18 protein-coding genes and 1 tRNA gene are annotated in these 25800 nt (G+C 40.6%); 9 read left to right on the top strand and 10 right to left on the bottom strand.

From position 1 onward, the window contains the following. Positions 1–75 precede the first annotated feature (75 nt). On the bottom strand, positions 76–1713 hold the full coding sequence (locus ACDQ55_RS03810) for a PspC domain-containing protein (RefSeq protein WP_420979786.1): 1638 nt from the start codon (positions 1711–1713) through the stop codon (positions 76–78). Positions 1714–1754: 41 nt separating this feature from the next. Further along, entirely contained in the window at positions 1755–2093 is a 339-nt protein-coding gene (locus tag ACDQ55_RS03805) for a PadR family transcriptional regulator (protein WP_420979784.1), read from the bottom strand. Positions 2094–2446: 353 nt separating this feature from the next. On the opposite strand from ACDQ55_RS03805, the gene ACDQ55_RS03800 reads away from it, so the two are divergent. The 3 genes from ACDQ55_RS03800 to ACDQ55_RS03790 all read left to right on the top strand — a co-directional run bounded on the left by ACDQ55_RS03800 (position 2447) and on the right by ACDQ55_RS03790 (position 5381). Beyond that, a complete protein-coding gene (locus ACDQ55_RS03800; RefSeq protein ID WP_420979782.1) occupies positions 2447–2746 on the top strand; it encodes a hypothetical protein in 300 nt (99 codons plus the stop codon). Between the two features lie 212 nt (positions 2747–2958). Further along, entirely contained in the window at positions 2959–4611 is a 1653-nt protein-coding gene (locus tag ACDQ55_RS03795) for a SulP family inorganic anion transporter (protein WP_420979781.1), read from the top strand. A gap of 47 nt (positions 4612–4658) precedes the next feature. Beyond that, the gene (locus ACDQ55_RS03790) at positions 4659–5381 is read left to right on the top strand and encodes a carbonic anhydrase family protein (RefSeq protein WP_420979779.1); all 723 of its coding nucleotides are present in this window, start codon (positions 4659–4661) and stop codon (positions 5379–5381) included. Positions 5382–5538: 157 nt separating this feature from the next. Here ACDQ55_RS03790 and ACDQ55_RS03785 read toward each other — a convergent pair whose 3' ends face one another. The 3 genes from ACDQ55_RS03785 to ACDQ55_RS03775 all read right to left on the bottom strand — a co-directional run bounded on the left by ACDQ55_RS03785 (position 5539) and on the right by ACDQ55_RS03775 (position 8842). Then, complete coding sequence (locus tag ACDQ55_RS03785) at positions 5539–6675, bottom strand: methionine aminotransferase (protein WP_420979777.1); 1137 nt, start codon at positions 6673–6675, stop codon at positions 5539–5541. A gap of 99 nt (positions 6676–6774) precedes the next feature. Further along, a complete protein-coding gene (locus tag ACDQ55_RS03780) occupies positions 6775–7866 on the bottom strand; it encodes a mannose-1-phosphate guanylyltransferase (RefSeq protein WP_420979776.1) in 1092 nt (363 codons plus the stop codon). 1 nt (position 7867) lies between these two features. Further along, positions 7868–8842 carry a KpsF/GutQ family sugar-phosphate isomerase gene (locus tag ACDQ55_RS03775; protein WP_420979774.1) on the bottom strand — a complete coding sequence of 325 codons (975 nt, stop codon included), beginning with the start codon at positions 8840–8842 and terminating at the stop codon, positions 7868–7870. Positions 8843–8998: 156 nt separating this feature from the next. Between ACDQ55_RS03775 and recQ the strand changes: the two genes are divergently transcribed. The 3 genes from recQ (at position 8999) to ACDQ55_RS03760 (ending at position 12160) form a co-directional block, all read left to right on the top strand. Continuing rightward, positions 8999–11200 carry a DNA helicase RecQ gene (gene recQ, locus ACDQ55_RS03770; RefSeq protein WP_420979773.1) on the top strand — a complete coding sequence of 734 codons (2202 nt, stop codon included), beginning with the start codon at positions 8999–9001 and terminating at the stop codon, positions 11198–11200. A gap of 36 nt (positions 11201–11236) precedes the next feature. Further along, positions 11237–12004 (top strand): DUF3050 domain-containing protein, encoded by a 768-nt coding sequence (locus ACDQ55_RS03765; protein WP_420979772.1) that lies wholly within the window; start codon positions 11237–11239, stop codon positions 12002–12004. Positions 12005–12087: 83 nt separating this feature from the next. Then, positions 12088–12160: transfer RNA gene (locus ACDQ55_RS03760), tRNA-Phe, on the top strand. 331 nt (positions 12161–12491) lie between these two features. Here ACDQ55_RS03760 and ACDQ55_RS03755 read toward each other — a convergent pair. After that, complete coding sequence (locus ACDQ55_RS03755) at positions 12492–13034, bottom strand: hypothetical protein (protein WP_420979771.1); 543 nt, start codon at positions 13032–13034, stop codon at positions 12492–12494. 219 nt (positions 13035–13253) lie between these two features. On the opposite strand from ACDQ55_RS03755, the gene cls reads away from it, so the two are divergent. Continuing rightward, on the top strand, positions 13254–14732 hold the full coding sequence (gene cls, locus ACDQ55_RS03750) for a cardiolipin synthase (RefSeq protein WP_420979770.1): 1479 nt from the start codon (positions 13254–13256) through the stop codon (positions 14730–14732). On the opposite strand, the gene ACDQ55_RS03745 is transcribed toward cls, so the two are convergent. The 3 genes from ACDQ55_RS03745 to ybeY form a co-directional block, all read right to left on the bottom strand. Then, positions 14729–15160, bottom strand: coding sequence for a hypothetical protein (locus ACDQ55_RS03745; RefSeq protein WP_420979769.1), 432 nt, complete (start codon positions 15158–15160; stop codon positions 14729–14731). The genes cls and ACDQ55_RS03745 overlap by 4 nt on opposite strands. Before the next feature lie 1038 nt (positions 15161–16198). After that, on the bottom strand, positions 16199–18067 hold the full coding sequence (gene mnmG, locus ACDQ55_RS03740) for a tRNA uridine-5-carboxymethylaminomethyl(34) synthesis enzyme MnmG (RefSeq protein ID WP_420979768.1): 1869 nt from the start codon (positions 18065–18067) through the stop codon (positions 16199–16201). A gap of 1199 nt (positions 18068–19266) precedes the next feature. After that, positions 19267–19698 (bottom strand): rRNA maturation RNase YbeY, encoded by a 432-nt coding sequence (gene ybeY, locus ACDQ55_RS03735; RefSeq protein WP_420979767.1) that lies wholly within the window; start codon positions 19696–19698, stop codon positions 19267–19269. 165 nt (positions 19699–19863) lie between these two features. Between ybeY and ACDQ55_RS03730 the strand changes: the two genes are divergently transcribed. Next, a complete protein-coding gene (locus ACDQ55_RS03730; protein ID WP_420979766.1) occupies positions 19864–20100 on the top strand; it encodes a FeoA family protein in 237 nt (78 codons plus the stop codon). A 1768-nt stretch (positions 20101–21868) separates the two neighbouring features. On the opposite strand, the gene nadA is transcribed toward ACDQ55_RS03730, so the two are convergent. Next, a complete protein-coding gene (gene nadA / locus ACDQ55_RS03725) occupies positions 21869–22870 on the bottom strand; it encodes a quinolinate synthase NadA (RefSeq protein ID WP_420980431.1) in 1002 nt (333 codons plus the stop codon). Positions 22871–23641: 771 nt separating this feature from the next. Here nadA and ACDQ55_RS03720 point away from each other — a divergent pair. Further along, positions 23642–25729: a SurA N-terminal domain-containing protein gene (locus ACDQ55_RS03720; RefSeq protein WP_420979765.1), complete on the top strand. Its 2088-nt coding sequence runs from the start codon at positions 23642–23644 to the stop codon at positions 25727–25729. Positions 25730–25800: the final 71 nt, after the last annotated feature.

Genomic DNA, 25800 nt, shown 5'->3' with positions numbered 1-25800 from the left:
AGCCGAATTCGGCTATTGTATTTGTTATGATGCTTTTTAATTTTATCATCTTTTTAACGATTGTAAAAAGATGGCTTATTCTCTGGACCCTTTGTAGTGGTATACTTCTTCGGTTTTGGAGGAATCTGATTTTTCGTGGGAAAGAATATGTTCGTTCTCTTCGGTAGTACCGGAGGGCGTCATTTTCAAGTTAATAGAACCATTCTCCTCATCATCGTCGTTATTATATTTGCTATGCCAGCTGATATCGAAATTGTGACGGGCTTCGGGGTCTATTTCAATGTTTTTACCGACCGGCACTTTAATAGTTACCCTTACATACTGACCGCGATATTTTGCGTGCAATGGTAACGCAAATCCTTCGGGCAAATATAACACAGAGTCTTGTTGATTAAGCGGGAAAACAATGTCATTTGCCATTTCGCGGGCCTGCTGGATAGTACGACCGCGAGAAAAACGGGCTATCTCCACAGCAAAACTATCGTTCGGGCTTTTCTCCAGTCTTACCTTTACATAATTGATAAGGGTGGTATCATCTGCGATCAATAAGTGGTCATCAAAGAAGCTCATATCCTCATTATCGCTCAGGATACCCGGGATTCTTTTGATAATCAGCTTTCCCTGGGAAGGTTGTTTTATGTCTACAGACGCCGTTACGATAGTGGATCTTCTGAAATCTTTTACCATGGATACCGTAATAATAGCAGCAAAAGCCAACCCGAGCAGCCACAGTAATGTAAGCGTATACCCTGCGTAGCGGCTAGTTTCTTTTACACCAGTTAACTTACGGATAATAAATATCACCAATGCTACTATGGGGATACCGATCAATAAACCCAGGGCGGGCCAAAACAAGATGTTTTGTAAAGGAGTGCCCAGGAAAAGATCTTTAATAGGGAAAAGGGCCGCGGAGGATACTGCAATGACTATACCTATTACCACCAGGCAAATAAGCATCACTACAGCGAAGAAATAAAAGAACCCTTTTGTAATCGCCACCAGCACCTGCACCAAACCTGTTCCCAGGTTTACAAAAAAGCGCTCGATATCGTTACCTACTTGCCTTCCGCGGCCCTGCGAAAAATTTCGGATATCTTCCTTTACATTTTTCATCTGGCCTTTCACGTTGTTCAGCTCTTCCTGGATAGTAGACCTGATATTGTTCAAGTCTACCCGTTCTCCTCTCATCTCGAGCTTTTCAGCAGTAGTATTGGCAGAAGGGGTAGCAATCCAGAGGATAAAATATACCAACACCCCGGAGCCGAAGCCTCCAATAGCCAGCAGCGCGAATATTATACGAAAAATAACCGGGTCTATATTGAAATAGGCGCCCAAACCGCTACATACGCCACTCAGCACTTTATTGTCTGGATCGCGGTACAAGCGTTTTCTGGGACGGGGGATATAATCTGTATCTGCCGTTTTTTGTTGTTGATTGGTGTCTGCACTCACCTCATCGAACTGTTCAGGAGTACCCATAGAAGCTTTTATCGCTATCACATCCTCGTCGGTAATGCAATGAGCACCTTTTTTTAATTTATCCTGGAACAATTCTGCGATGCGGCCTTCTATATCAGACACAATTTCATCTCCACCTTCCTCTTTAGAAAAATATTTTTTCAGACTGTCCAGATACTGGTTCAGTATCTCATAAGCACTATCCTCAATGGGGATAAGACGGCCCGACAAGTTTATGTTAATAATCTTTTTCATCTTGATCGTTGATTTAGGTTTTAGGTTTAGGTGTTGTTCTTTTACAAAGGGGTACTGTTTTGTGTAAGCTGATGCACTGCATTAGCCAATTCGTTCCAGGTGGTTTCCAGTTCCCGGTAAAAGGCTTCTCCTTTTTCCGTCATGGAAAAATATTTCCTTGGGGGGCCTGAGCTACTTTCTACCCAACGATAGGTGAGCAATTCTGCATTTTTTAACCTTGTTAATAAGGGATAAAGGGTACCCTCCAGAATGTCAAGCTTTGCTTCTTTCATCTTTTCAATAATGTCTGAAGGGTAAGCTTCTCCCTGCTTAATGACGGATAATATGCAAAACTCCAGCACGCCTTTCCTCATCTGAGATTGTGTGTTATCAATGTTCATGGCAAGTGAGCTTTTGTTTTTTAATCGTGGTTATTGATGCCAGTAAAGCTTTTCTTCAACTTTACCACACAAAAATATGAATTATTTACTACTATGCAATACACAATACCATACAAAGCAAAATAACTTGCTTTAAACATTACCTTTAAAGAACCAGATAAAAACCAATACTGTTAAGCCTTTTCAGCCTAAAATCATTCAAAATATCTATTTTTTAAAATGATAAACGGTTTCATTCAAGGATAAATGGTCAATTTCTTTTTTACTGTTAAAGTGCTTTAACATATTTTTAATGAGTTGGCAATACGATATATGATTTCCCTCATTTACATTTGTACGAGCATTATCTAACTATGAAGAAAGTTATCGGCATATTCCTGTTGGCACTCATGGTGTCTCAACTGCTTCCAATCAAGGAAGTAGGGAAGTTGCTGTTTAATAATCAGATCGTAGAAGAGCATCCGGTAGATGCCGGCGGAGACGGAGACATTACAAAAATTACGAAAGAAATAAAATTTTGTAAGCAGTTTGATGAATTACAATTTAACCCACTCCTGATCATCGGCATATTGCATAGCGAGTATATGGAAGATATACCCAGCAATCCTGCCCAGGAAATACACGCCCCTCCTCCCAACCTGCACATAGCATAATTTTCCTTGTAGTTGTTTTCTCAGCTACCAGGCTTCCCATTTATTTTATTTATCAATTGATTTATACTGCCAGGGCGTTGTATCCCGTATCCTTATACGTGTATCCATCCAGTCCGATGTAACAGTATGATCCTGTTTACATGATCACTTCCACGGTTGCAGCTGGTGCTGCTATCCGGAAGTGCGATCCCCCAACGAAAAAGCGATTTTTTATGAACAAGCAAACAACTTCTTTATTTTCTAATATAAAAGGCGATTTCTCCGCCGGCCTGGTAGTTTTTCTCATTGCCGTGCCCTTGTGCTTGGGTATTGCATTAGCTTCTGGCGCCCCTCTTTTTGCCGGTATGATTTCCGGTATCGTGGGTGGCCTGGTGATCGGCTTCTTGAGCAGCTCCCAATTAAGTGTAAGTGGCCCCGCAGCCGGACTTACCGCCGTGGTGCTGGTAGCCATTACCAAATTAGGCGCCTTCGATATATTTCTCTTGAGCGTAGTAATTGCCGGCGCCCTACAGCTGCTGCTGGGCACTATTAAAGCTGGTACCGTGGCTAATTACTTCCCATCTAACGTTATCACCGGGATGCTCACCGCCATTGGTATTATCATTATACTCAAGCAACTGCCGCATGCCTTTGGCTATGATGCGGATGCAGAAGGAGATAGCGCTTTTTTCCAAGTAGATGGCGATAATACTTTTAGTGCCTTGCTTTCTGCTATTAACCATATTAATCTGGGTGCTACACTGATCACTATTATTTCCATTTTCATTATTCTGTATTGGAGCAAAATCCCAAAACTCAACGTTGTGCCAGCGCCGCTGGTAGCCGTAATTACCGGAATACTGTTAAATACAGCTTTTTCCGGCAGTGCGTTGCTGGCACTGGGATCTAACCACCTGGTATCCCTTCCGGTACCCAGTAGCTTCAATGACTTTATTGGTCAGTTTACCTTCCCCCGTTTCAGTGAAATAGGCAACAAGGAAGTATGGATCACCGGGATTACTATTGCCATTGTAGCCTCGGTAGAAACCCTGCTGAACGTAGAAGCTACAGATAAATTAGACCCGTTGAAACGTTATACTTCTCCTAACCGGGAACTGAAAGCCCAAGGCGTAGGGAATATAGTAAGCGGCTTAATTGGTGGTTTGCCCATTACGTCCGTAATTGTACGTTCCAGCGCCAACATCAATGCCGGTGGTAAAACTAAAATGGCCTCCATGGTGCATGGCGCCCTATTACTGATATGTGCTGCCCTGATCCCGGCGTTGCTCAATAAAATCCCGCTCGCCACCCTGGCCGCAGTATTGTTGGTAACCGGTTATAAACTGTGCAAAATTTCCATCTTCAAAGAGATGTTTAAAAATGGTAAATACCAATGGATACCTTTCCTCGTAACCGTGATCGCCATTGTATTCACCGACCTGCTGATTGGCATTGCCCTGGGAATGGTAGTTAGCATCCTGGCTATTTTAAGGGGTAATATGAAAAGCTCTTACTATTTCCGCAAAGAAAAATACCATAACGGCGACAGCATAAGGCTGGAACTGGCCCAGGAAGTGTCTTTCTTAAACAAAGCCAGTATCCTGCTCACCCTGGATCATATACCCGAAAACATTACACTGGTAATAGACGCCCATAAAACGGCTTATATCGACTTTGATGTATTGCAAACCATCCGGGAATTTAAAGATATCAAGGCGCCACAAAAAAATATCAAAGTAATCCTGACAGGTTTTAAACCGGTGTATAACATACAAAATACACCCGACCTGAGTGCCGAAGAACAAACGAGGCTCAACTCACCACAAGTACATACTATTTCTTCCGGTAACCATGAAGTATTACTGAAAGAGCTACAGTTAAATTAATGCAAAGCATCTTCAACGACTGAATAACAACAGTTATGTAAGAACGGATGACCACGCTTTGTTTTAATCAGCTCATTTTTAAAATTTCAAAAATGACAATTATGAAAACATTGAATAAAATTTCTCAAGCTAATATATCACCCAGACAGGCACTCGAGTTACTCCAAGCCGGCAATAACCGTTTTGTGGATAACCTCCGCCTAAACCGCAACTTATTACAAATGGTGAATGATACACGTGACGGACAGTGGCCTATGGCGGCCGTTGTTAGCTGTATGGATTCCCGTACCTCTGCTGAGCTGATCTTTGACCAGGGACTGGGAGACATTTTCAGCATCCGTTTAGCCGGCGCAGTTATTTCAGATAACGTACTGGGCAGCCTGGAGTATGCCTGCAAAGTAGCCGGCTCAAAATTTATCGTTGTATTAGGACATACCAAATGCGGCGCAATAAAAGGCGCTTGCGATGCAGTAGAAATGGGCAATCTCACCGGCTTACTAAATAAGATCGCCCCGGCTGTATTTGCAGAAAAAGCCGTGAAGGAAGATCGTAGCTCCAACAATCCAACATTTGTAGAAGCAGTGAACCATATCCACACACAACGTTCGGTACAAGCGATTATGGAACAAAGTAATATTCTCCGTGACATGATATTGAAAGGAGAAGTGGGTATCATCGGCGCTACCTACGACGTGGAAACAGGCGTGGTTAACTTCCTGGAGCATACCCTTATTCTGGAAAGCAGGGAGCCGGCTGCCGTAGCAGTATAGTCATTGATCAATAAAAAACATCGCTTTTTCATAAAATAGCAGGGAAACACTACCAGCAAAAGGGAAGCGCTCAATAATCTGTTCAATCAGTTTTTTTAAAGGCAGCTGAGAAAACAATTATAGGGTGCTTCCCTTAAGCTATATAACCAATTGCTGATTAAATTTTACGGAGCCTTTCTGCAGCCTGCTCCAACGTGCTCTCTTTTTTAGCAAAGCAGAAACGGATTACATGATCATCTTTTCCATCTTCGTAGAAAGCAGAAACAGGTATCACCGCTACTCCAAATTCCTTAGTAAGACGGATGGCAAAATCTTTATCCCCTTCTTGTGAAATACGGTCATATTTCATCAATTGAAAATAACTTCCCTGACTGGCAAGCGGGCTAAAACGAGTGTCTTTCATTAGTTGCAGGAAATAATCTCTCTTATGCTGGTAAAATGCCGGCAACTCCAGGTAATGCGACGGTGTTTCCAGGAATTGCGCCAGGCCATATTGCATGGGCGTGTTCACAGAAAAACAAAGGTATTGATGCACTTTACGGTATTCTTTCATAAGACGTTCAGGAGCTATACAATAACCCATTTTCCAGCCTGTATTGTGAAACACTTTTCCAAATGAGAACGTAACAAAACTATTCCGGAAAATTGCCGGGTAACGCAACATGCTATGATGTTGTGCACCATCAAATACCAGATGCTCGTATACTTCGTCGGATAATACTAACAGATCAAACTCCGCCACAAGCTTTTCCAGCTCCTGTATGTCATTTTCCTGCAGGATGCTACCGGTAGGATTATGCGGCGTGTTGAGCATAATCATGCGGGTACGGGAGGTAATTTTATTACGCACCTCCTCCCAGTTGATCCGGTAATCCGGAAATGATAGCGGGATTAATACGGGCTTCCCTCCGTTTACCAGCACATTAGGAATATAACTATCGTATGCCGGTTCAAAAATAATGACTTCATCTCCCGGCTGTATACAGGTGGCAATGGCGGTAAAAATGGCGTAAGTGCCTCCTGGCGTAATGGTTATTTCAGTATCGGGGTTTACCGGCTGTCGGTAAATATGGTTAACCTTTTCTGCAATGGCGGTTCTGAGCTGAAGTAAACCCGGCATAGGCGCATATTGATTATGGCCTTGCTGCATAGCCTCGTTCACCATGGCCTTGAGATCGTCGCTGCAGTCATAATCAGGAAATCCCTGGGAAAGATTAATGGCTTTATGGGTAGCCGCCAGTCCAGACATGACGGTGAATATGGTAGTACCTACATTGGGCAGTTTGGAGATCATTTGGGTTGATTTTTTCTTTTACACAAGAAAGGCAAAGTACGCAAACTTGTTATTTCTGCATACTTTGCCTTCTCTATGTAGTAAATATGTGGGTAAAAATCAGAGGAATTTTTCTCCCTTATTACGCTTTATATCCGCCACATATTCCTTGATCTGTTGTTCATTTTCTTTCTTGCAGATGAGTAATACATCTTGCGTATCTATCACGATAAACTCATCTAATCCCTGGAGCAGTACCAGCTTTTCGTTCGGCACTTTTACCATGCATTTGGTGGCGTCTATTATCACCACATTCTTTCCTTGCACGGCGTTGCCAAGGTAATCTTTTTCCAGGTTTTCATAAGCAGAGGCCCAGGTACCCAGATCGCTCCAACCGAAGTTGGAGGGGATCACATACACATTCCCCGCTTTTTCCATGATACCATAATCGATAGAAATATTGGTACACTGAGGGTATACCTGCTCTATGGCTTCTTTTTCCTTTGGTGTATTCAGTACATCCGTAACATTTTCAAACAGCTCGTCCATTTCCGGGAGGAACTGTTTGAGCGCAGCCAGGATCGTTTTTACGTTCCATACGAAGATGCCTGCATTCCAGAGGAAATCGCCGCTTTGCAGGAATGTTTTAGCTAGTTCCAGGTTAGGCTTTTCGGTGAAGGTTTTTACCTGGTATACATTATCTGCCACATGTTGGGGCTCAAACTGTATATAACCGTAGCCCGTATCCGGGCGGGTTGGCTTAATTCCCAAGGTAACAAGGGCACTATTTTTCTGTACAAATAACAGCGCGTTTAAACAGGCGTTTGTAAAAGCCGGCCCGTCCAGGATCAGATGATCAGCAGGTGCGCAAATAATATTGGCCAGCGGATCTTGTTTATGTATTTTATGGGAGATATAAGCTACACAAGGCGCTGTATTTTTACGGGAGGGCTCGCTCACGATATTGGCAACAGGAAGCGCTGGCAGCTGTTCACTTACTTTACCCGTATACTGATGGTGGGTTACCACAAATATGTTTTCTGGGGGAATAAACTGTAAAAAACGCTCATATGTCCATTGCAGAAGCGTTTTCCCTGTATTCAGAATGTCCAGGAACTGCTTGGGATTGTCTGTGCGGCTGTGGGGCCAGAAGCGGCTGCCGATGCCCCCTGCCATAATTGCCACATAAAAATGGTTATTCAGCTGTGTCATTTTAAATAATTCCTTCTCTGATTAAATCATGTAAGTGAATAATACCTTGATATCGTATGCCGTCCATTACCAGCAATTGAGTAATATCATGCTGGCGCATCATTTCTAATGCATTGATTGCCAACTGATCCTGCTGGATCGTTTTCGGATATAGCGACATTATATCTTTTGCTGTTACTGCTGCTGTAGGAACATTTTTCTCCAGCATTCTGCGCAGGTCGCCATCCGTTATGATACCTTGCAAGATACCGTTTTCATCCAATACAGCGGTCACACCCAGCATTTTGGATGAAATTTCAACGATCACTTCCCTCAGGGAACTATCCAGTAACACTTGTGGCGCCTGATGTAATTTACTGAGATCGTTTACTTTCAGGTATAATTTTTTACCCAGCGCCCCGCCGGGGTGGAATTTAGCAAAATCGGCAGCAGTAAATCCGTGCCATTCTATCAGGCAAACGGCTAATGCATCCCCCATTACCAACTGAGCAGTGGTGCTGGTAGTGGGCGCCAGATTATTTGGGCAGGCTTCCTTACTAACGGAAGTATTGAGAACATAATCGGCTGCTGTACCTAAAAATGAATGAGGATTACCCACCATGGCAATTAAAGTGTTGCCAAAATTCTTCACTAGCGGCACTAACACTTTAATTTCTGCAGAAGTACCACTTTTGGAAATGCACATCACAATATCCTCTTCCCGGATCATACCCAGATCCCCATGGATCGCATCCGCTGCATGCATGAAAAGGGCAGGCGTGCCTGTAGAATTTAACGTGGCTACTATTTTTTGTGCAATAATGGCACTTTTACCGATCCCGGTTACTACCAATCGTCCTTCACATTGCGCAATACATTCCACCACCTTTTCAAAATCTGCATCTATAAACTGTTGCAAATCATTGATCGCTGATGCCTCCATCGCAATAGTACGCCTAGCTACCTGTCCGATATTAATAATTTGATTATTTTTCATGACGATTTACAAATTTATCATTTTTTAGTCAGCACTGATACGGTCGAGTAATTTATATTGATACTCCGGGCTTTTTTAAGTAACTTCGTGTCCCCTAAAAAACATATAAATATATTTCGTCATTTGTTGGTTCTTTAGAGTTTAAATTTGAATGCAATGGCTGTTGTAAAGGAACGTTTGATGGATGCATTACGCGAACACTTTGGGTTCGATTCCTTTAAAGGAAATCAGGAAAAAATTATAAATAGCATCCTGTCAGGCAAAGATACTTTTGTTATTATGCCAACTGGTGGAGGTAAATCACTATGCTACCAACTACCGGCTCTGATGAGTCCGGGGTGCGCGTTGATCGTATCACCCCTTATTGCGCTGATGAAAAACCAGGTAGACCTGGTAAGAGGCTACAGTAGTAAAGACAATGTAGCCCATTTTCTTAACTCGACTTTATCTAAGGCACAGATAAAAAAAGTGCGGGCAGACCTGATGGCAGAAAAAACCAAGCTACTCTATGTAGCTCCGGAAACGCTTACCAAACAGGAGAACCTCGACTTTTTTAAGGAGCTGCAAATCTCTTTTATTGCCGTAGATGAAGCGCATTGTATTTCTGAGTGGGGGCATGATTTCCGGCCGGAGTACCGCCGCCTGAAAGAAATGATCGACCAGATCAGCGATAAGCTGCCTATTATAGCACTTACCGCAACGGCAACTCCCAAAGTACAGAGCGATATCGTTAAAAATCTTGGGCTGAATAAGGCCAATATCTTTATTTCTTCTTTTAACCGGCCTAATCTCTACTACGAGATCCGGCCTAAGTGGAAAAAGGAACAAACTATTAAAGATATCGTTAAGTTTATCCATCAGCATAAGGGGAAAAGTGGTATTATCTACACCCTTAACCGTAAAACCACTGAGGAGCTGGCAGATATGCTGGTGGCCAACGGGATTAAAGCGGTGGCTTATCATGCCGGCCTGGACCCTACTACCAGGGCGCAGCGGCAAGATATGTTCCTGCATGAAGATACCGAAGTGATTGTAGCCACCATTGCTTTTGGTATGGGGATCGACAAGCCAGACGTCCGCTTTGTGATCCACTATAATATCCCCAAAAGCCTGGAAAACTACTACCAGGAAACTGGCCGTGCCGGAAGGGATGGATTGGAAGGCCACTGTATCTGCTACTATTCCCACAAAGATGTACAGAAACTGGAGCATCTGATGCGGGATAAATCGCTCAGCGAACGCGAAATGGGCGCCCAACTGATCAACGAAACCGTTGCTTATGCAGAAAGCGCCGTATGCCGCCGTAAAGTGATCCTGCACTATTTCGGAGAACACTACGAAACAGAAAATTGTGGTCAATGCGATAACTGCCGCAATCCTAAAGAAAAAATTGAGGTAAAGAACCGCGTGGTAATCATGCTCAAAGCCATCCAATCGCTGGAGGAACGTTTTGGCAGCGAATACGTAATCAATGTCATCACCGGAAAGGTAAGTCCGCAAATCACCACTTACCGCCACGACCAACTGGAAGTATTCGGGGAAGGAAAAGAATTTGATGCACACTTCTGGAACTCCCTAATGCGTCAAATGATGCTGGAAGGATTGATAGAAAAGGATATTGAGGAATATGGCCTGCTGAAAGTAACAGAAAAAGGCGCCAAATTCCTGAAGAAGCCCTACTCCATCATGGTGGCGCTCAATCATCAGTTTGATGAAGACGCCCAGGACGACGAAGAAGAAGCTGCGGCAGAAGCGCAGGCCTCAGCCGATCCTGTACTCTTTGAAATGCTGAAGGAGCTACGTAAAAAGGTATCCAAGGAAAAAAGCCTTCCTCCTTTTGTGATCTTTCTGGAAACATCCCTGGAAGACATGGCTACCCAATACCCTACCACTGTAGCCGAACTGGAAAAAATCCAGGGGGTCAGCAAGGGAAAAGCCGTTCGTTATGGCAAACAGTTCCTGGATATAATTACCCGGTACGTAGAGGAAAACAACATCACCAAACCGGATGATTTTGTGATGAAAAGTGTGGTGAATAAAAGCGGTATGAAAGTATTCATTATTCAGAACATCGATAAAAAAATACCACTGGAAACCATTGCCAAAAACAAGGAACTTTCTCTGTCGCAACTACTTGATGAAATGGAAACTATTGTTGCCAGTGGAACCAAACTAAATATCGATTATTGCCTGGACGAAGAACTGGACGATTATGCCCAGGATGAAATCATGGAGTATTTTAAAGGCTGCGAAACTTCCAGTCTCGCGCTGGCCCGGGAAGAGCTGATTGAAAATGATTATTCACTGGAGCAATTAAAACTGGTGCGCATCAAATTCCTGGTAGAATACGGCAATTAAACCGGGCTACCAGATCAAAAATACAAATACATTGAAATGAGTATCAAACAAGTACAGGAAACAATCGCCTCTACCCGTAATCAAGTGGTAGCGCACCCGCTGTATGCCTCCCTCCAAACACTGGATGATGTTCGTACTTTTATGCAGTACCACGTATATGCAGTATGGGACTTTATGTCGCTTCTGAAAGGCCTACAACAACAACTTACCTGCGTAAACGTACCCTGGATCCCAACTGGCAACGCCGCTACCCGTTACCTGATCAATGAAATTGTAACTGGTGAAGAAAGTGATGTGGACATGGACGGCAACCGCTGCAGCCACTATGAACTGTATCTCCGCGCCATGCAACAGGCAGGAGCCGATTACAGCCCAATAGAGGCGATTATAGCCGATGTGGAAGCCGGTAAGTCTATTGCGCAGATTTTGGAAACATCTCCCCTTCCTGAGGCTGTAAAGGGCTTTCTCGGCTTTACCTTTGATGTGATTGCCAGCGGCAAGCCACACATTATGGCAGCTGTCTTTACCTTTGGCAGGGAAGACCTTATTCCGGATATGTTCCTGGCATTAGTGAAAGACCTGGACCAGAAAATACCCGGCAAACTAAGCACATTCATTTACTACCTGGAACGCCACATCGAAGTTGATGGCGATCATCATAGCCAACTCGCCATGCAAATGGTAAATGAACTCTGTGGAAATGACGCCAAAAAATGGGAGGAAGCAGCTGAATATGCACGCCTGTCGTTGCATTGGAGGCATGAACTGTGGAGTGGTATCTTGGATGAAAAAGTAATTTTGTAACTTTTTTGAAAAAAAATTTTGCAATTACAAAGATTGTATTACTTTTGCAATCCCATCACGAGAGATGGCAATAAAAAACGGATGGTGCGGTAGCTCAGTTGGTAGAGCAAAGGACTGAAAATCCTTGTGTCGCCGGTTCGATCCCGGCTCACACCACAGAAAGAGATCACTTTTAGTGATCTCTTTTTTTTTGCCTAAACACCGCCTTTCCTATAGCCTGATACAATGAAGTTCACATCTCTAATACGCTCTCTCATAGCGTTTGGAAACACGTTAACGTTAGCAGCCAGGCTTGGGCTCCTTTTCGCCATCCAAAAATTTCAGGACCAGGCAATAATAGGTTTGGGCATTGTTAACCAATGCCCCGCGATAACATTTAGAGGTTAGATATTCACCCGGGGTGATAACTATGATAAAAAAAGTATTCTTATCCCTTACCAATAAATTAAGGGATATTACTTTGTTCATCATCCTTGCTTTGCACATCTCAGCTTAGCATGACCACCTTCTGCTCCAGCGCCTTCAAGATCACCTCTTTTACTTCTTCCACTCTTTCATTAAACCGTATAGGCGATAGCGTTACCAACCTTTCCAATATATGTATCCTACCCCGCTCTATCAATTGTTTAAAAAGGATTACATCCTGCTCCTTGATAATACTTTTATCATACCAACTGCTGGATAGCAGCAAGTAATGAATATCCCAACCAGACTGGTTGAAATACGCCAGTATATTCTTCACATCCCGGTTACTGTTATCAAAGGCCATACTGATTACCACAAGAAAATAAGCCTGTGTTTCCGTATGGTACTTCATTACATCCTTGATGCGGAGCAGATAATTGGCTGTTCGGTGATTGTGGTCTGAAATGTTGATCACAATAAATTTCTCTGCTCCGAAATAAGCGGTTGAAATAGGTTGCTTATAAGGGAAGAAATGCTTCCGGTGAAAAATCTGTTGTAAGGTTTTAGTTTTGCCTGTATGGGGGTAACCAACAATGACAAATAGTTTTCTTGGGTTAAAAATCATTCTCCAAAAAAACTAAAAAAAACGATGAAAGTGTTAATCAAACACAAACAGTCACCACTATACGATTATCGTTCTAGCCGGCACTCCCTCTCAACAAACGCTACAATAGTAGTTTTCTCAGGAAGCAACCTGTTGGCTGCTCTCCTGATCAGGAGTATAACCATTTAGGGACATATATGTTAATATATGTATCTTGTTTACTGCTAAATTTCTCCACAATTGGGAACAATTATCGGCTATCTTACAGGCACAGAATGGCATATTTATGTGAAAATAGGTTGCATTATTTTGCTGATACTGATCATGGTAGGTTTGAGCGCCACCATACTTTTGGAAAACCGTAATCCTATAAAAGCCGTCGCCTATATTTTAGTTTTGGTGTTTATCCCCGTGTTGGGTCTTATAGTGTATTATTACCTGGGTAGAGACCTACGCAAAAAACGAAGGTTTACCCTAAAAGGAAGTAAAGATGAAGTGTTATTTGCTAAGTACTGGGAACTGCAAAGACCTTTCATAGAACAAATGCAGGTAGAATTGCGGGAACAAGCCGGTAATAAACAGGAATTATCTGCCATGCTGCTGAATACCAGGCAATCTATATTAAGCAAAAATAACCAGGTACAATTACTCATCAATGGGGAAGAAAAATTTCCAGCGGTTTTCGACGCGCTCCGTGCTGCCAAACATCATATCCACATGGAATATTACATGGTTTCGGCAGATGACGTTGGTAACGAACTCACGGAAATATTGATTGAGAAATTACAGCAAGGCATACAGGTGAGGTTCTTATATGATGATATTGGTAGCGATCGCATCAAAGATATTCCCAGGCAATTAAAAGCGAATGGAGCCAGCGTATACCCCTTCGCTCCTGTATTAGTAGATTTTTATCTCAACGCTAACTACCGCAATCACCGTAAAATTATTGTAATAGATGGCCTCGTAGGCTTTGTTGGGGGAATTAACATGGATGAACGCTATACCAATAACGGCAAACACAACACTTACTGGCGGGATACTCATCTCAAAATAGAGGGAGATGCGGTAAATATCCTGCAACTACAGTTTCTGATGAGTTACCATTATTGCAGTAAAAAAGTGTTTCCCTTTGCCGAACCTTTTTTCCTGAAATCGGCCTTAACAGGCAATTGTTTTACTGATATTGTTGCCAGTGGTCCTGATTCAGAATGGCCTGTAGCCATGCAAAGTATCCTCATGGCGATTAATGTTGCCGAAAGAAGAATACGTATTACTAATCCTTATTTCATTCCTACAGAAGAGTTATTAACCGCCTTACAAATGGCCGCATTAGCAGGAAAAGACGTACAGCTGATCCTTCCCTATAAAGGAGATTCCTTTATAGTACAGCACGCCGCTCTTTCTTATCTGAAACCTTTATTAGCAGCAGGTATAAAGATTTTCTTCTACACACGTGGTTTTATACATGCAAAAACAATGATTATAGATGATAATCTGGCTTGGGTAAGTTCTGTAAACTTCGATAACCGCAGCTTTTACCTGAACTGCGAAATTGGTGCTTTGATTTATGATAAAGAAGTAGCTGCTAAATTAAATAACGCTTTTGAAGATGATCTTTTGTGCGCTATACCCGTACAGGAAACCCGGTGGAATAAGCGGAATGTAGCAAAGCGTTTCATGGATGCCGTTTGCAGACTGCTTACACCCTTACTTTAATCCCGGTCTTCGTCGCGGTCATCGTCTTCAAAATCCAGAAATTCACCGTTGTCATCTTCCAGATCTTCGTGGCGGTCGCCACCCAGGCTATAAATATTATTCTCTTCATCCTCTTTTCCGATAGCCTCATCACTATCATCCAGCTCTGCCCCTGGTATGTCGAGATCATCACCCACTTTATCTTCCCGCCAGGTTTCCTCCTGTTCCGTATCCTCCTTATCTAAACGCTTCTTTTCGTTGGCAGGTAATTCACTGTTATGGCGAAAAGAGCCTGTCACTTCATCCATGTTTATATCTACTTCCTTATCCCTATTCCGTTTATTCATAATGTCTTCCCCAGCCGGATATTCAGGATATCCTGGAAAACCTCTTCCTTTTTTTGTTTCCTTAGCAGCTGGCTTTCCTGGTTTTTTATGCTTGTTGCTCATAGTAAGAAACTTTTAATAAAATAGAAGGTCGAAAATGCCATGCCATAGGTAGTGGCCGGCATTGTATAATAAACATTATAAATATATAAAACACTTTGTTTAGGCAAACCAGGAAGGGATTTCAGGAAAATATTAACTTTTCTTCCAGTAAATATAATTGTAAAGCGGCACCAGCAGTATATAATTTACCTGTCCAAATTCCACCCCATGCAGTGGAATTTTTGCATACGGTCGTAACCCAGTTACCAAATGCCTTTTAGCGCTATGCGGCAATTCTCAATACCATCTTGCAGCACTATCTATTTGATATTTCCATTGTTCTATTTCTGAAAAACTTATGTCAAAAATAATATTAAATAATAATAATTTGTTACAAAAAAACACATCATTCACATCTATTATTTCACATTCGTATTTATTCTTTCAGAAATATTTCTTCGGGGGCTACTTATTAATATGAGCCATATTTATAGTCATTCACTGGAATTTTTTTTCATTTTCGTATAGTCATTATGGTTAAAATTGAAGCCTTTTAATTTATTTCACAATACGATATACTTAATGGATATAAATCTATTGCACCCATTCGTTGCATATTACATTATGTGTCTCTTGTTATGTTGTTAGGGAATTAATATTGCTCTCTATATCTAACTAAAATTTTATCAACCCCAATTGTTTAGTGCATCAACGGCGTCATAATAATGATCTTTTACTTGTGAAAATACTATCCAAGTCTTATGGCATTATGTATGCAACAGCAATTGTTTGTTTTACCTGTTATCGAAAATCAAATTTTTTATGCAGTGCGTAAAAATGTCTTTTTTAGCTAAAAAAAATGTAGTAGCGTTAAAATAGCAGTTTTTAGACCGATATAGCCCGTGTACCTCATTTATAATACTTATATCCATCCAATAAGAGATCAGCGAAATTTACTTTGTTTCTGAAAGGCGTTTTTTCTGCATTTTCTCATTTTTTAAATGAAAAACGGACAAACTGCATTTGCAATTTGTCCGTTTCTTTTTATAGGCAGAAAAACTATCTACCCATATATACCATCAGGATTTGTACATCACTTGGGTTCACGCCACTAATACGACTAGCTTGTCCTAAAGTATGCGGTCTGATTTTATTGAATTTCTGTCTGGCTTCATTAGAGAGAGAAACTAATTTGCTATAATCGAAATTAGATGGAATAACCAGGTCTTCCAGCTGACTCATTTTTTGTACGAGTTCATTTTCCTTTTCTATATATACATCATATTTGATCTGGATCTCAGCCTGTTCAAGAATATCCTTTCCGAAACCAGCCAGCGCATCACCAATGCTGGTCACTTGCTCTTTCATTGCAAAAATATCCAGCCCCGGGCGTAAAAGGATCTGATGAGCTTTCTGTTTTTGTGTTAAAGGAGCGGAAGATTTAGCTTCCAGCAAGCCACTAATTTCTTCTGGTTCTATAGAAAGTTCTTTCAGTATACGTTTTATTTGTTCTACCCCTTTCCTTTTCTCCTGCACTTTCTGCATTCTTTCTTCTGAGGCCAAACCTATTTTATAACTTCTCTCAGTTAAACGCAGATCTGCGTTATCCTGGCGAAGCAGCGTTCTAAATTCTGCTCTGGAAGTAAACATCCGGTAAGGCTCTTCTGTACCCTTATTGATTAAGTCATCGATAAGTACACCGATATAGGCTTCACTTCTTTTGAGTACAAAAGGTGCTTCTTCACGTGTTTTAAGGTGGGCGTTGATACCGGCCATAATACCCTGGCAGGCGGCTTCTTCATACCCTGTAGTACCATTTATCTGTCCGGCGAAGAAAAGGTTTTGTACATGTTTGGTTTCCAGCGAAAACTGTAATTGTGTTGGTGGGAAAAAATCATACTCGATAGCATATCCCGGGCGGAACATGCGGCAATTTTCAAATCCTGGTACCAGGCGTAGCGCTTTCATTTGTACTTCTTCCGGTAAGGAAGTAGAAAAGCCATTTACGTATATTTCTACGGTATCCCAACCTTCTGGCTCTACAAATAATTGGTGACGCTCCCTTTCAGCGAAGCGGTTTATTTTATCTTCAATACTTGGGCAATAACGGGGACCAGTACCTTGAATACGACCTTGAAACATAGGAGATCTGTCGAATCCTGTACGAAGCATATCATGTACAACATCGTTGGTATAAGTAATCCAACAGCTTCTTTGTTGGGCTGGTTTTATTCTTTCTATATCCAAATAAGAGAACCCTACAATTTCATCATCCCCTTTTTGCTCTTCCATTTTGGAATAGTCCAGGCTTCTGCCATCTATACGGGGAGGTGTTCCTGTTTTTAGGCGATCACTTTCAAATCCAAGAGCAACCAATTGTTCGGTAATGCCTGTAGCAGCCTTTTCTGCCACGCGGCCTCCTCCAAATTGTTTATCTCCAATATGAATAACCCCATTCAAGAAAGTACCATTGGTAAGCACCACTGCTTTAGCCTGGATCTCATGGCCCAAACCGGTGATAACACCATAACAACGGCCATCCTTCACCAATAATCCTTTTACCATATCCTGGTAAAAATCAACATTAGGCGTTTTTTCCAAAGCTTCTCTCCATTTCGCAGCAAAAAGCATACGATCGTTTTGAGTACGGGGACTCCACATGGCAGGTCCTTTGGATCTGTTCAGCATTCTAAACTGAATCATAGACTGGTCCGTTACAATGCCTGAATATCCTCCCAAGGCATCAATTTCCCTTACTATTTGCCCCTTGGCAATCCCCCCCATAGCAGGGTTGCAACTCATTTGGGCAATAGTTTGCATGTTCATGGTTACCAATAAAACTTTGGACCCCATATTGGCGGCTGCAGCTGCTGCCTCACATCCAGCATGTCCTGCACCTACTACAATGATATCGTATGATGGAAACATAATAATTTTAGAAAGTGCAAAATTACATAGAAGTAAGGAGATTGTTTGGATAAAGTGCAATGTTCCACGTGGAACATTGCACTTTACCTCTGCCGTTCTAATCTTTCTTCTAAAAAGAAGCTTTAATTTATTAATGTTACTGATGTTCCACGTGGAACATCAGTAACATTAATAAGATCGAAAATTATTCCTTTTCAATAGGCGCCCCTATTTTTTAGCTGCCTATTCCAAATCCAGCAATCTTTATTAAGTGCCAAGACCTAACCACATAAGTCATAGAAATACAAGAAATCGATATAGAAACCTTAGGTTTTGCATTCCTCCAGAAGAAGTAGAAAGAAGGGTATAAAAATGAATTGTTAAATTGATATAGTGTAATAGTGTAATAGTGCAATAGTGCAATAGTGTTATAAAGACCAAAAAGTATAAAGCCAAAGAACTAACGGGTTAAAAAATGATTAAAGGTGAAAACAAGCAAGATATAAAATGAATACTCTCGAAGAACAAAAGCCAATATATAGGCTTACCAAGCTCCAAAAAATATCCAAGATCCAAAACCCAATACGCAAAAGCATAAGTACGTATTTACAGTTACTTAGGGAATAATCTTTATCCATGCCATTCTTAAAATCCAATAATTACATTTTGCTACAATATTTACCCACTCAATGTTTCTTTATAAAACTAAAGCCTTATAAATACCTGGAAGTAAGAAAGATAGTCATCACGTGTTGGCTGGTTATACATAGATATATACATTCACAAAAGCTAGGATGACTTATAACAAACCATTTCACTACACATGAAATGCTTAAACACATCAAAGTATTACCTTATCCAAATCAGATGATTAATGATCGCCTTTCTCTAAACCTAAAATTAGGAATGGAGGATCACTGATGTGAGGAACAAGAGAGTATATCAACAGTAAATTAAGCGTTTAGGGACGATACATCTCCTCCATCAAAGCCAGGTTGAAAAAAGGCTGCCTGACCTCTTTGAGACGGCCTCATTAAAACGTTAACATTTCAATGGCCCACAAGCTAACTGCACTAAAAAGGCTTATTAATCGTCGGCAAAAGGCTTTCTGCTATTGTAAACTAAATTGGGAATAGGATTTGGCCTTGAAAAACAAAAGGGGATGCACTGATCCCCTCTAAATCAAACTCTTATATAAAATGTTCCACGTGGAACATTAATCAATCTATAACACCAAAGTATTTCTTCAGGTATTCATCTTCCTTACTTCTCATTAAGGCCGCGTCCTTTTTAGATTTATCTTTGAACCCACACAAATGAAGCGCACCATGAAAAATTACCCGGTGTAATTCCTGTTTCACTGGTACCTTAAACTTCTCTGCATTTTCTATAACCCGGTCTATACTAACATAAATTTCACCATCCGTAACCATTGGGTCTTCTCCCATTTCAAAAGTTACAATGTCTGTGTAGGTATCATGCTGTAAAAATTGCTTGTTTATCTCCAGCAGGTAGGCATCCGAGCAAAAAATATAGTGTAAACTGTTTAATCCCTGCCCTTCCTGCAAAAACAGATCCGCCAGGAATAATTTCAATTTCCGTTTCTCCTTTAAGTAATCCTTTACCTCGTGCGATGTAAACTGAATAGCCATTTATCCTCAAATAATTATGTGGATGTAAAAGTAAAGTGAAATTTTGGATTGAGGTGCCTTTCTTTTTGCATATTAACCATACAGGGGTACCTTTGTCCCATCATTCATAGTTAGTATGCATCCCATTTTGCTGGCACAAAGTTTAAACAGATTAACAAGCAGGAAATGAAAAAGGCCATAATAAAATTATCTTCCCTGACCACAGGTAAAAGCGCGGTGATCATCGAATTTGAAAAAGATGATCTTCATATTAAACTGATGGAAATGGGTTGCGTACCTGGTGAAACCGTAAAAGTTGAGAAAATCGCTCCCTTGGGGGATCCAATCTCTATCATGGTTGCAGGATATAATTTATCGCTTAGAAAAACAGAAGCAGATCATATCTGGGTAGAGGAAATATAAATTTCCTCTACTTTAAAAGTAGAATTCCGAAAAAATTTTCCACATTTTCCTCCAATTTCACTGCTATCTCAACTAAAAATTTAGAAAAAAATATTTATCCACATCTGAAAGCCTTTTCCAGCCTACATTCTGTGAAAGAATACAAAATTTGGTCTCACTAATTTTGTTCCCCGAAAATTATCCACATCCTGTCTCAAAAAATTTAAAAAATAAATATGATGACCCTATTTATTCACATAAAATATCATTTTTAAAAAAAATTTTGCCAAAATTCACATAAAGCAATCGTTGATAAAAATTTAGAAAAATCCACAATTTTTCACCTATATGGTCTATTTATCCACAGTTTTTTAGATAAAGAATCTTTTTTCAAAAAATAAAGCTCCGTCTTAGCTAAAATGTGTATAAAATGCCTACGTATAAAATTTTTTTATTTAAAGAAAGATATTTGCGCCAAGGAAGGCCTTGAGAATCTTATGCGCTACATTTTTCTAAGCTTACCCAAAGAAAAAATTTTTATCCAATTCTCAATACATTAGCTACCACCTCAAAAACGGGATAATATGTTATTCCTTACCTGATCCTGGAAAAACTACAACCATTACATTCTCAACGCATACATTAGGCGCTGAGAATGCTTTATATCATAAAATCAATCTTGTTACTTAGCTATTCTACCAAATATTTAATTCTCAACGCCTTAACAACAATCTGAGAATAGCCCAAAATACTACGAGTGTACACCAGCTCGATCTATTGTTCAAATATCCAATTCTCAACGCCTTGCATACCCGTTCACAAACGCCTAAAATAATATTCTCCGTAAAGGGAGATAAAAACAAAAAAATTAAATTCTCAGCGCCTTCACAATGAGCTGACGTTTAAATATTTAACAGGCATATACACAACCCATTCAAGAGTAATAAAATATCCGAATCTCAGCGCCTTCATAAAGCTGTGAGGTTTTAATAAAAAATGGATTTTCCAATCTTGGTGTGAAAAACAAAAAATATCACATTCTCAACACCTTCACTAGCCGCTGAGAATTGAATGGAATGAAGAGCCCTTCCCCTCCCCAAATACTGACTTAATTCTCAGCACACTACAAGTACGCTGAGAATTCAACAAAAGGTAAAATCATGTGGTAACCCCAGTAATTAAAAAAATATCGTATTCTCAACGCCTTTCTAAAATATTACTGCTGCAAATAGTTAGCACTGTCATAATTTGCCATTAATATGAGCTGGGCATACATGACCCTGGAAAAACCCTAAACGGCCGAAAAAGGGCCATTAAATGCTAAAAAGAAAAGGAGGAGCAAAAAAGGAGTCTCATAAGAATCTAATAGAAAATTAGATGCAAGGGTAACCACAGGAAAAAAATTATATTGAATTCTCAAAGGCTTCATTAAAAATCTCTTTACAAGCTAATACAACCATATCTCGACCAGGAAATCAAGAAGTAGTAAAATAATGCGTTCTCACGCTATTATTAGTTCGCTGAGAATTAAATATTTTCTAAAATGCTTACCTAACCCAAGGACAGTTTTTATTTTTCAATTCTCAGCCAGTTAAAAATGGATGAAGAGACGCTCTTCAAATGTTTTTCTAAAACCAGGGGGATTTATCAACAAAAGATAGTTGATAACAACGTAAACAACTGACAATTAATTAATTGCCTTAAAAGAAAAGGCCATGAGAATACGATATTCCCATGGCCTTTTATATATTTTAATAATCCAGATTGAACTGAAAATCAATCAATTATATCATAAACCAGCGCTTGCACTTATTGCTAGCATCCGTTCAATAGGCTTTTTAGCAGCCAATCTTAAACTCTCTTCCATGATAATTTCCGGTTGTTCATATTCCATGCAGAGATATAATTTTTCTAACGTATTCAATTTCATATGGGGACAATCATTACAAGCACAGGCATTGTTAGGAGGAGCGGGTATAAACGTTTTACCCGGATTTTCTTTTTGCATCTGGTGAAGAATACCTGTTTCAGTTACCACAATGTATTCTTGTGCATCATCCTTCTGGCTAAATTTTAATAACCCAGTAGTAGATCCAATGTAATCTGCTAAAGCTAATACGGCTGGTTCACATTCCGGGTGAGCGATTATTTTTGCTTTAGGATGACGGATCTTCAATTTGGTAATTTTTTCCAGGGAGAAAATTTCATGTACCATGCAGGCGCCATTCCATAAAACCATGTCTCTACCAGTTTTCTTTATTAAGTAAGATCCCAGGTTTCTGTCGGGTGCAAAAATAATAGGCTGATCCTTAGGAACACTCTCAATAATTTTTTCTGCATTAGAGCTGGTACAGATAATATCGCTGAGCGCTTTTATACCAGCGGAACAGTTGATATAAGAAATCACAATATGATCCGGATACTTATCTCTAAATTTTTTGAAAAGTTCGGGAGGAGCACTATCAGCCAAGGAACATCCTGCTTTCAGGTCGGGTAATAATACCTTTTTTTCCGGGCTAAGAATTTTTGCCGTTTCAGCCATAAAGTGCACGCCGGCAAAAACGATCATGTCTGCATTGGTTTGGGCAGCTTGTTGGCTAAGCCCCAAACTATCTCCAATATAATCTGCAATATCCTGAATATCGGGTTCCTGGTAATAGTGCGCCAGTACGATAGCATTTTTCTTTTTCTTCAAATTTTCGATCGCTTCGAATAAATCCAGGGAGGGATCGACTGATATATCCAAAAATCCGTTGTGTTGCAAATTTTTTTTCGCTTCAGCGATTTCCATAATCATAGCTATATACTTATTTAAATATTTAAAAGAAAAGCCCACTACTATTAGGGCTGTGAATATGTGGAAATAAAATTTCCGAGCGATGTACAAATGTAGTTGTTATTCCTTTTTACTACGCTTTCCACACGAAATTAACATGCTATTTCCGCGCCAATACTGCATTTTCCTATTTTCATCCACATACGTGGATATCGTTGTTGGTGAAAATCTTTTTCATTCACAGTGTATTAGGAAAATGTTAAAAGATGAGGTTTACTATCCACAATTCTTGTCTTCAGATTTTAAGGGTAAATTTAACTACAATAACAAAATTAGTTTTACCAATGCATAAAGGCACCTTTTCCCACCTTATTTTACGTTTTACAGGGGTTTTTACACATCAATTGTGGAAAAAAAACGACAAAGAATGAAAAATGGCCAAAATGCACACAGCGGGCAAAATGCCCCGTTTTATTCACATTTTCGTGTGGATTGTAAAAATCAGTTTTTCAACATTTGTGTATAACCTATTTTAGGCGTTGGGTGGCTGATTTTTGTTGAAAAGCAGCAGGGGCCTATATCTGATAGCGGTGGAATTCTGGAAAAATAAAAGTAGAGAATAGGGCGTACATGTGGAAAACCTGTGAATCCCAGATAATCGATGAAAGTGCTATAATGCCCTGAAACCCTTTGTAGTATTGAGTTTCCGAGAGAAAAATACTCTTTTGCAGTTACAGTTATTTTATTCTATTTTTGCTATCCTTAAAAATGTAGACTATATAATATATGTCAGTAATTCAGAAAATCAGGGACAAATATGCCGTCGTGATCGTTGTAGTGATTTGCCTGGCTATTGTTAGTTTCCTGTTGCAGGATGCCTTCTTTGGCAAAAGTTCTATGACCCGTCGCAGCACGAGCGTGGGTAAAGTAAATGGTGAAGACCTGGATTTATCAGAATACCAGCGTCGTATTCAGGAAGCTGAAAACACCGCACGTCAGCAAATGCCTAATATTGATGAGCAAACCCGTCAATATATTCGCGAACAGGTTTGGAACCAGTTTCTGAATGAAGAAATTATGCAGGCTCAATATAAGAAGTTGGGTATTGTAGTAACAGAAGCTGAAGTGGTTGACCAGATTAAAGGTAAAAACCCTAATCCGATAGTGGTGCAGCAATTTATGCGTGATGGCCAGTTCGACCGTAATGCGCTGCAACAAGCGATTTCTCAGGCCGGCAGCAATCCACAGATCCGTGAAGCCCTGCATCAGCTGGAAAGTTACATTGCTAAGTTCCAGGAACAACAGAAATACGTGACCCTCGTTAAGCAGGGCGTATACTTACCTAAATGGTTAGCAGAACAACAACAGAAGGATATCAGCCAAACCGCTAATATCTCTTATGTAAACGTACCTTATGCTACTATTGCAGATTCTACCGTTAAAGTAACTGTTGGTGAAATGGAACGGTTTATCCAGGCGCATAAACAATTATTCCAGGTAGACGAATCACGCAAAGTAGAATATGTATCTTTTGATGCAATCCCTTCTGCGGCAGATTCTGCTGCGGCGATCCAACAACTTGTAGCCATGAAGGAAGAGTTGGATACAACTAAGGACGTAGCTGGTTTTATTAACCGTAACTCAGATATTAAATATTACGACGGATACATTTCTAAGAATGAGGCAAAAGTCCCTCAAAAGGATTCTATCGTAAACTTGCCTGTAGGCGCTATATTCGGACCATATTATGATAATAACCTGATCGTATATGCGAAAATGGTGGATCGTAAAAATATGCCAGATAGCGTAAAAGTTCGTCACATTCTGATTGCTTCCGGCGCACAGGGCGGCTTACCAGACTCTATTGCTAAAAAACGTGCGGATAGTATTGAAGTAGCTGTAAAAGGCGGTGCCGATTTTAAAGCACTGGTAAATCAATTTTCCGATGATCCGGGTAGCAAACAAACCGGTGGAGAATATGAATTAACACCGTCTTCCCAGTTTGTACCTGAATTCAAAGATTTTGCCTTTGAAGGTGGCAAAGGCCAGGTGAAAGTGGTAAAAACCCAATTTGGTTACCATGTAATTGAAATCATGGACCAGAAAAACATCGGACCAGCTATTAAAGTAGCTTACCTCGGTAAATCTGTAGAACCAAGCAAGGAAACAAATAATGCAGCTTTCAGCGCTGCCAGCGACTTTGCTTCCAAGAGCCACAACGCCGCTGACTTTGAAAAAACAATTCAGGAAGAAAGGTTAAATAAAAGAATTGCAGACAACGTTCGTCCAATGGACTTCGTAACACCAGGTATCGGTCAGTCACGCGAACTGGTACGTTGGGCTTACGACGCCAAGAAGGGTGATGTAAGTAGCGTATTCACCTTTGATGATAAATACGTAGTAGCTGTATTGAGCAGCATTCGAAAAGAAGGTACTGCTCCGCTCGATGATGTAAGACCTCAGGTAGAAGCTGAAGTTAGAAAACAAAAGAAAGCAGAACAGATTATCGCAAAATTGCAATCACCAGCTTCTCTGGATGCAGCTATTAAAGCTACTAATCAACCAGCGCTGAAAGCGGAAGGCGTTAACTTTGCCACACCGTTTATCGCCTCTCTGGGCTTTGAACCACGTGTTGCAGGTGCTGCTTTCAATAAAAATTGGGGAACAGCGCATGTATCTGCTCCGATTGAAGGTAACGGTGGCGTATACATCATACAGGTAGATAGCTATGAGCCATCTGGTCAACCTGCTCAGGATGTTGCTTCCCAACAAGCAGCCTACGAACAAGGAGTTAAGTCCATGTTGGACCAACAACTGTTTGATGTGTTGAAAAAGAAGAGCGATGTAAAAGATACCCGTGGCAAATTCTTCTAAACCGCTACATTTTTAACTGACATAGATGAAGGGAAGCAGTAATGCTTCCCTTTTTCATTATCAGCACTTTA

Origin of the sequence: Chitinophaga sp. 30R24 (assembly GCF_049056765.1) — a bacterium.
GTDB lineage: Bacteria > Bacteroidota > Bacteroidia > Chitinophagales > Chitinophagaceae > Chitinophaga.
Note: the sequence above shows the minus strand (reverse complement) of the source record. Positions and strands in the feature narration are given on the sequence as shown.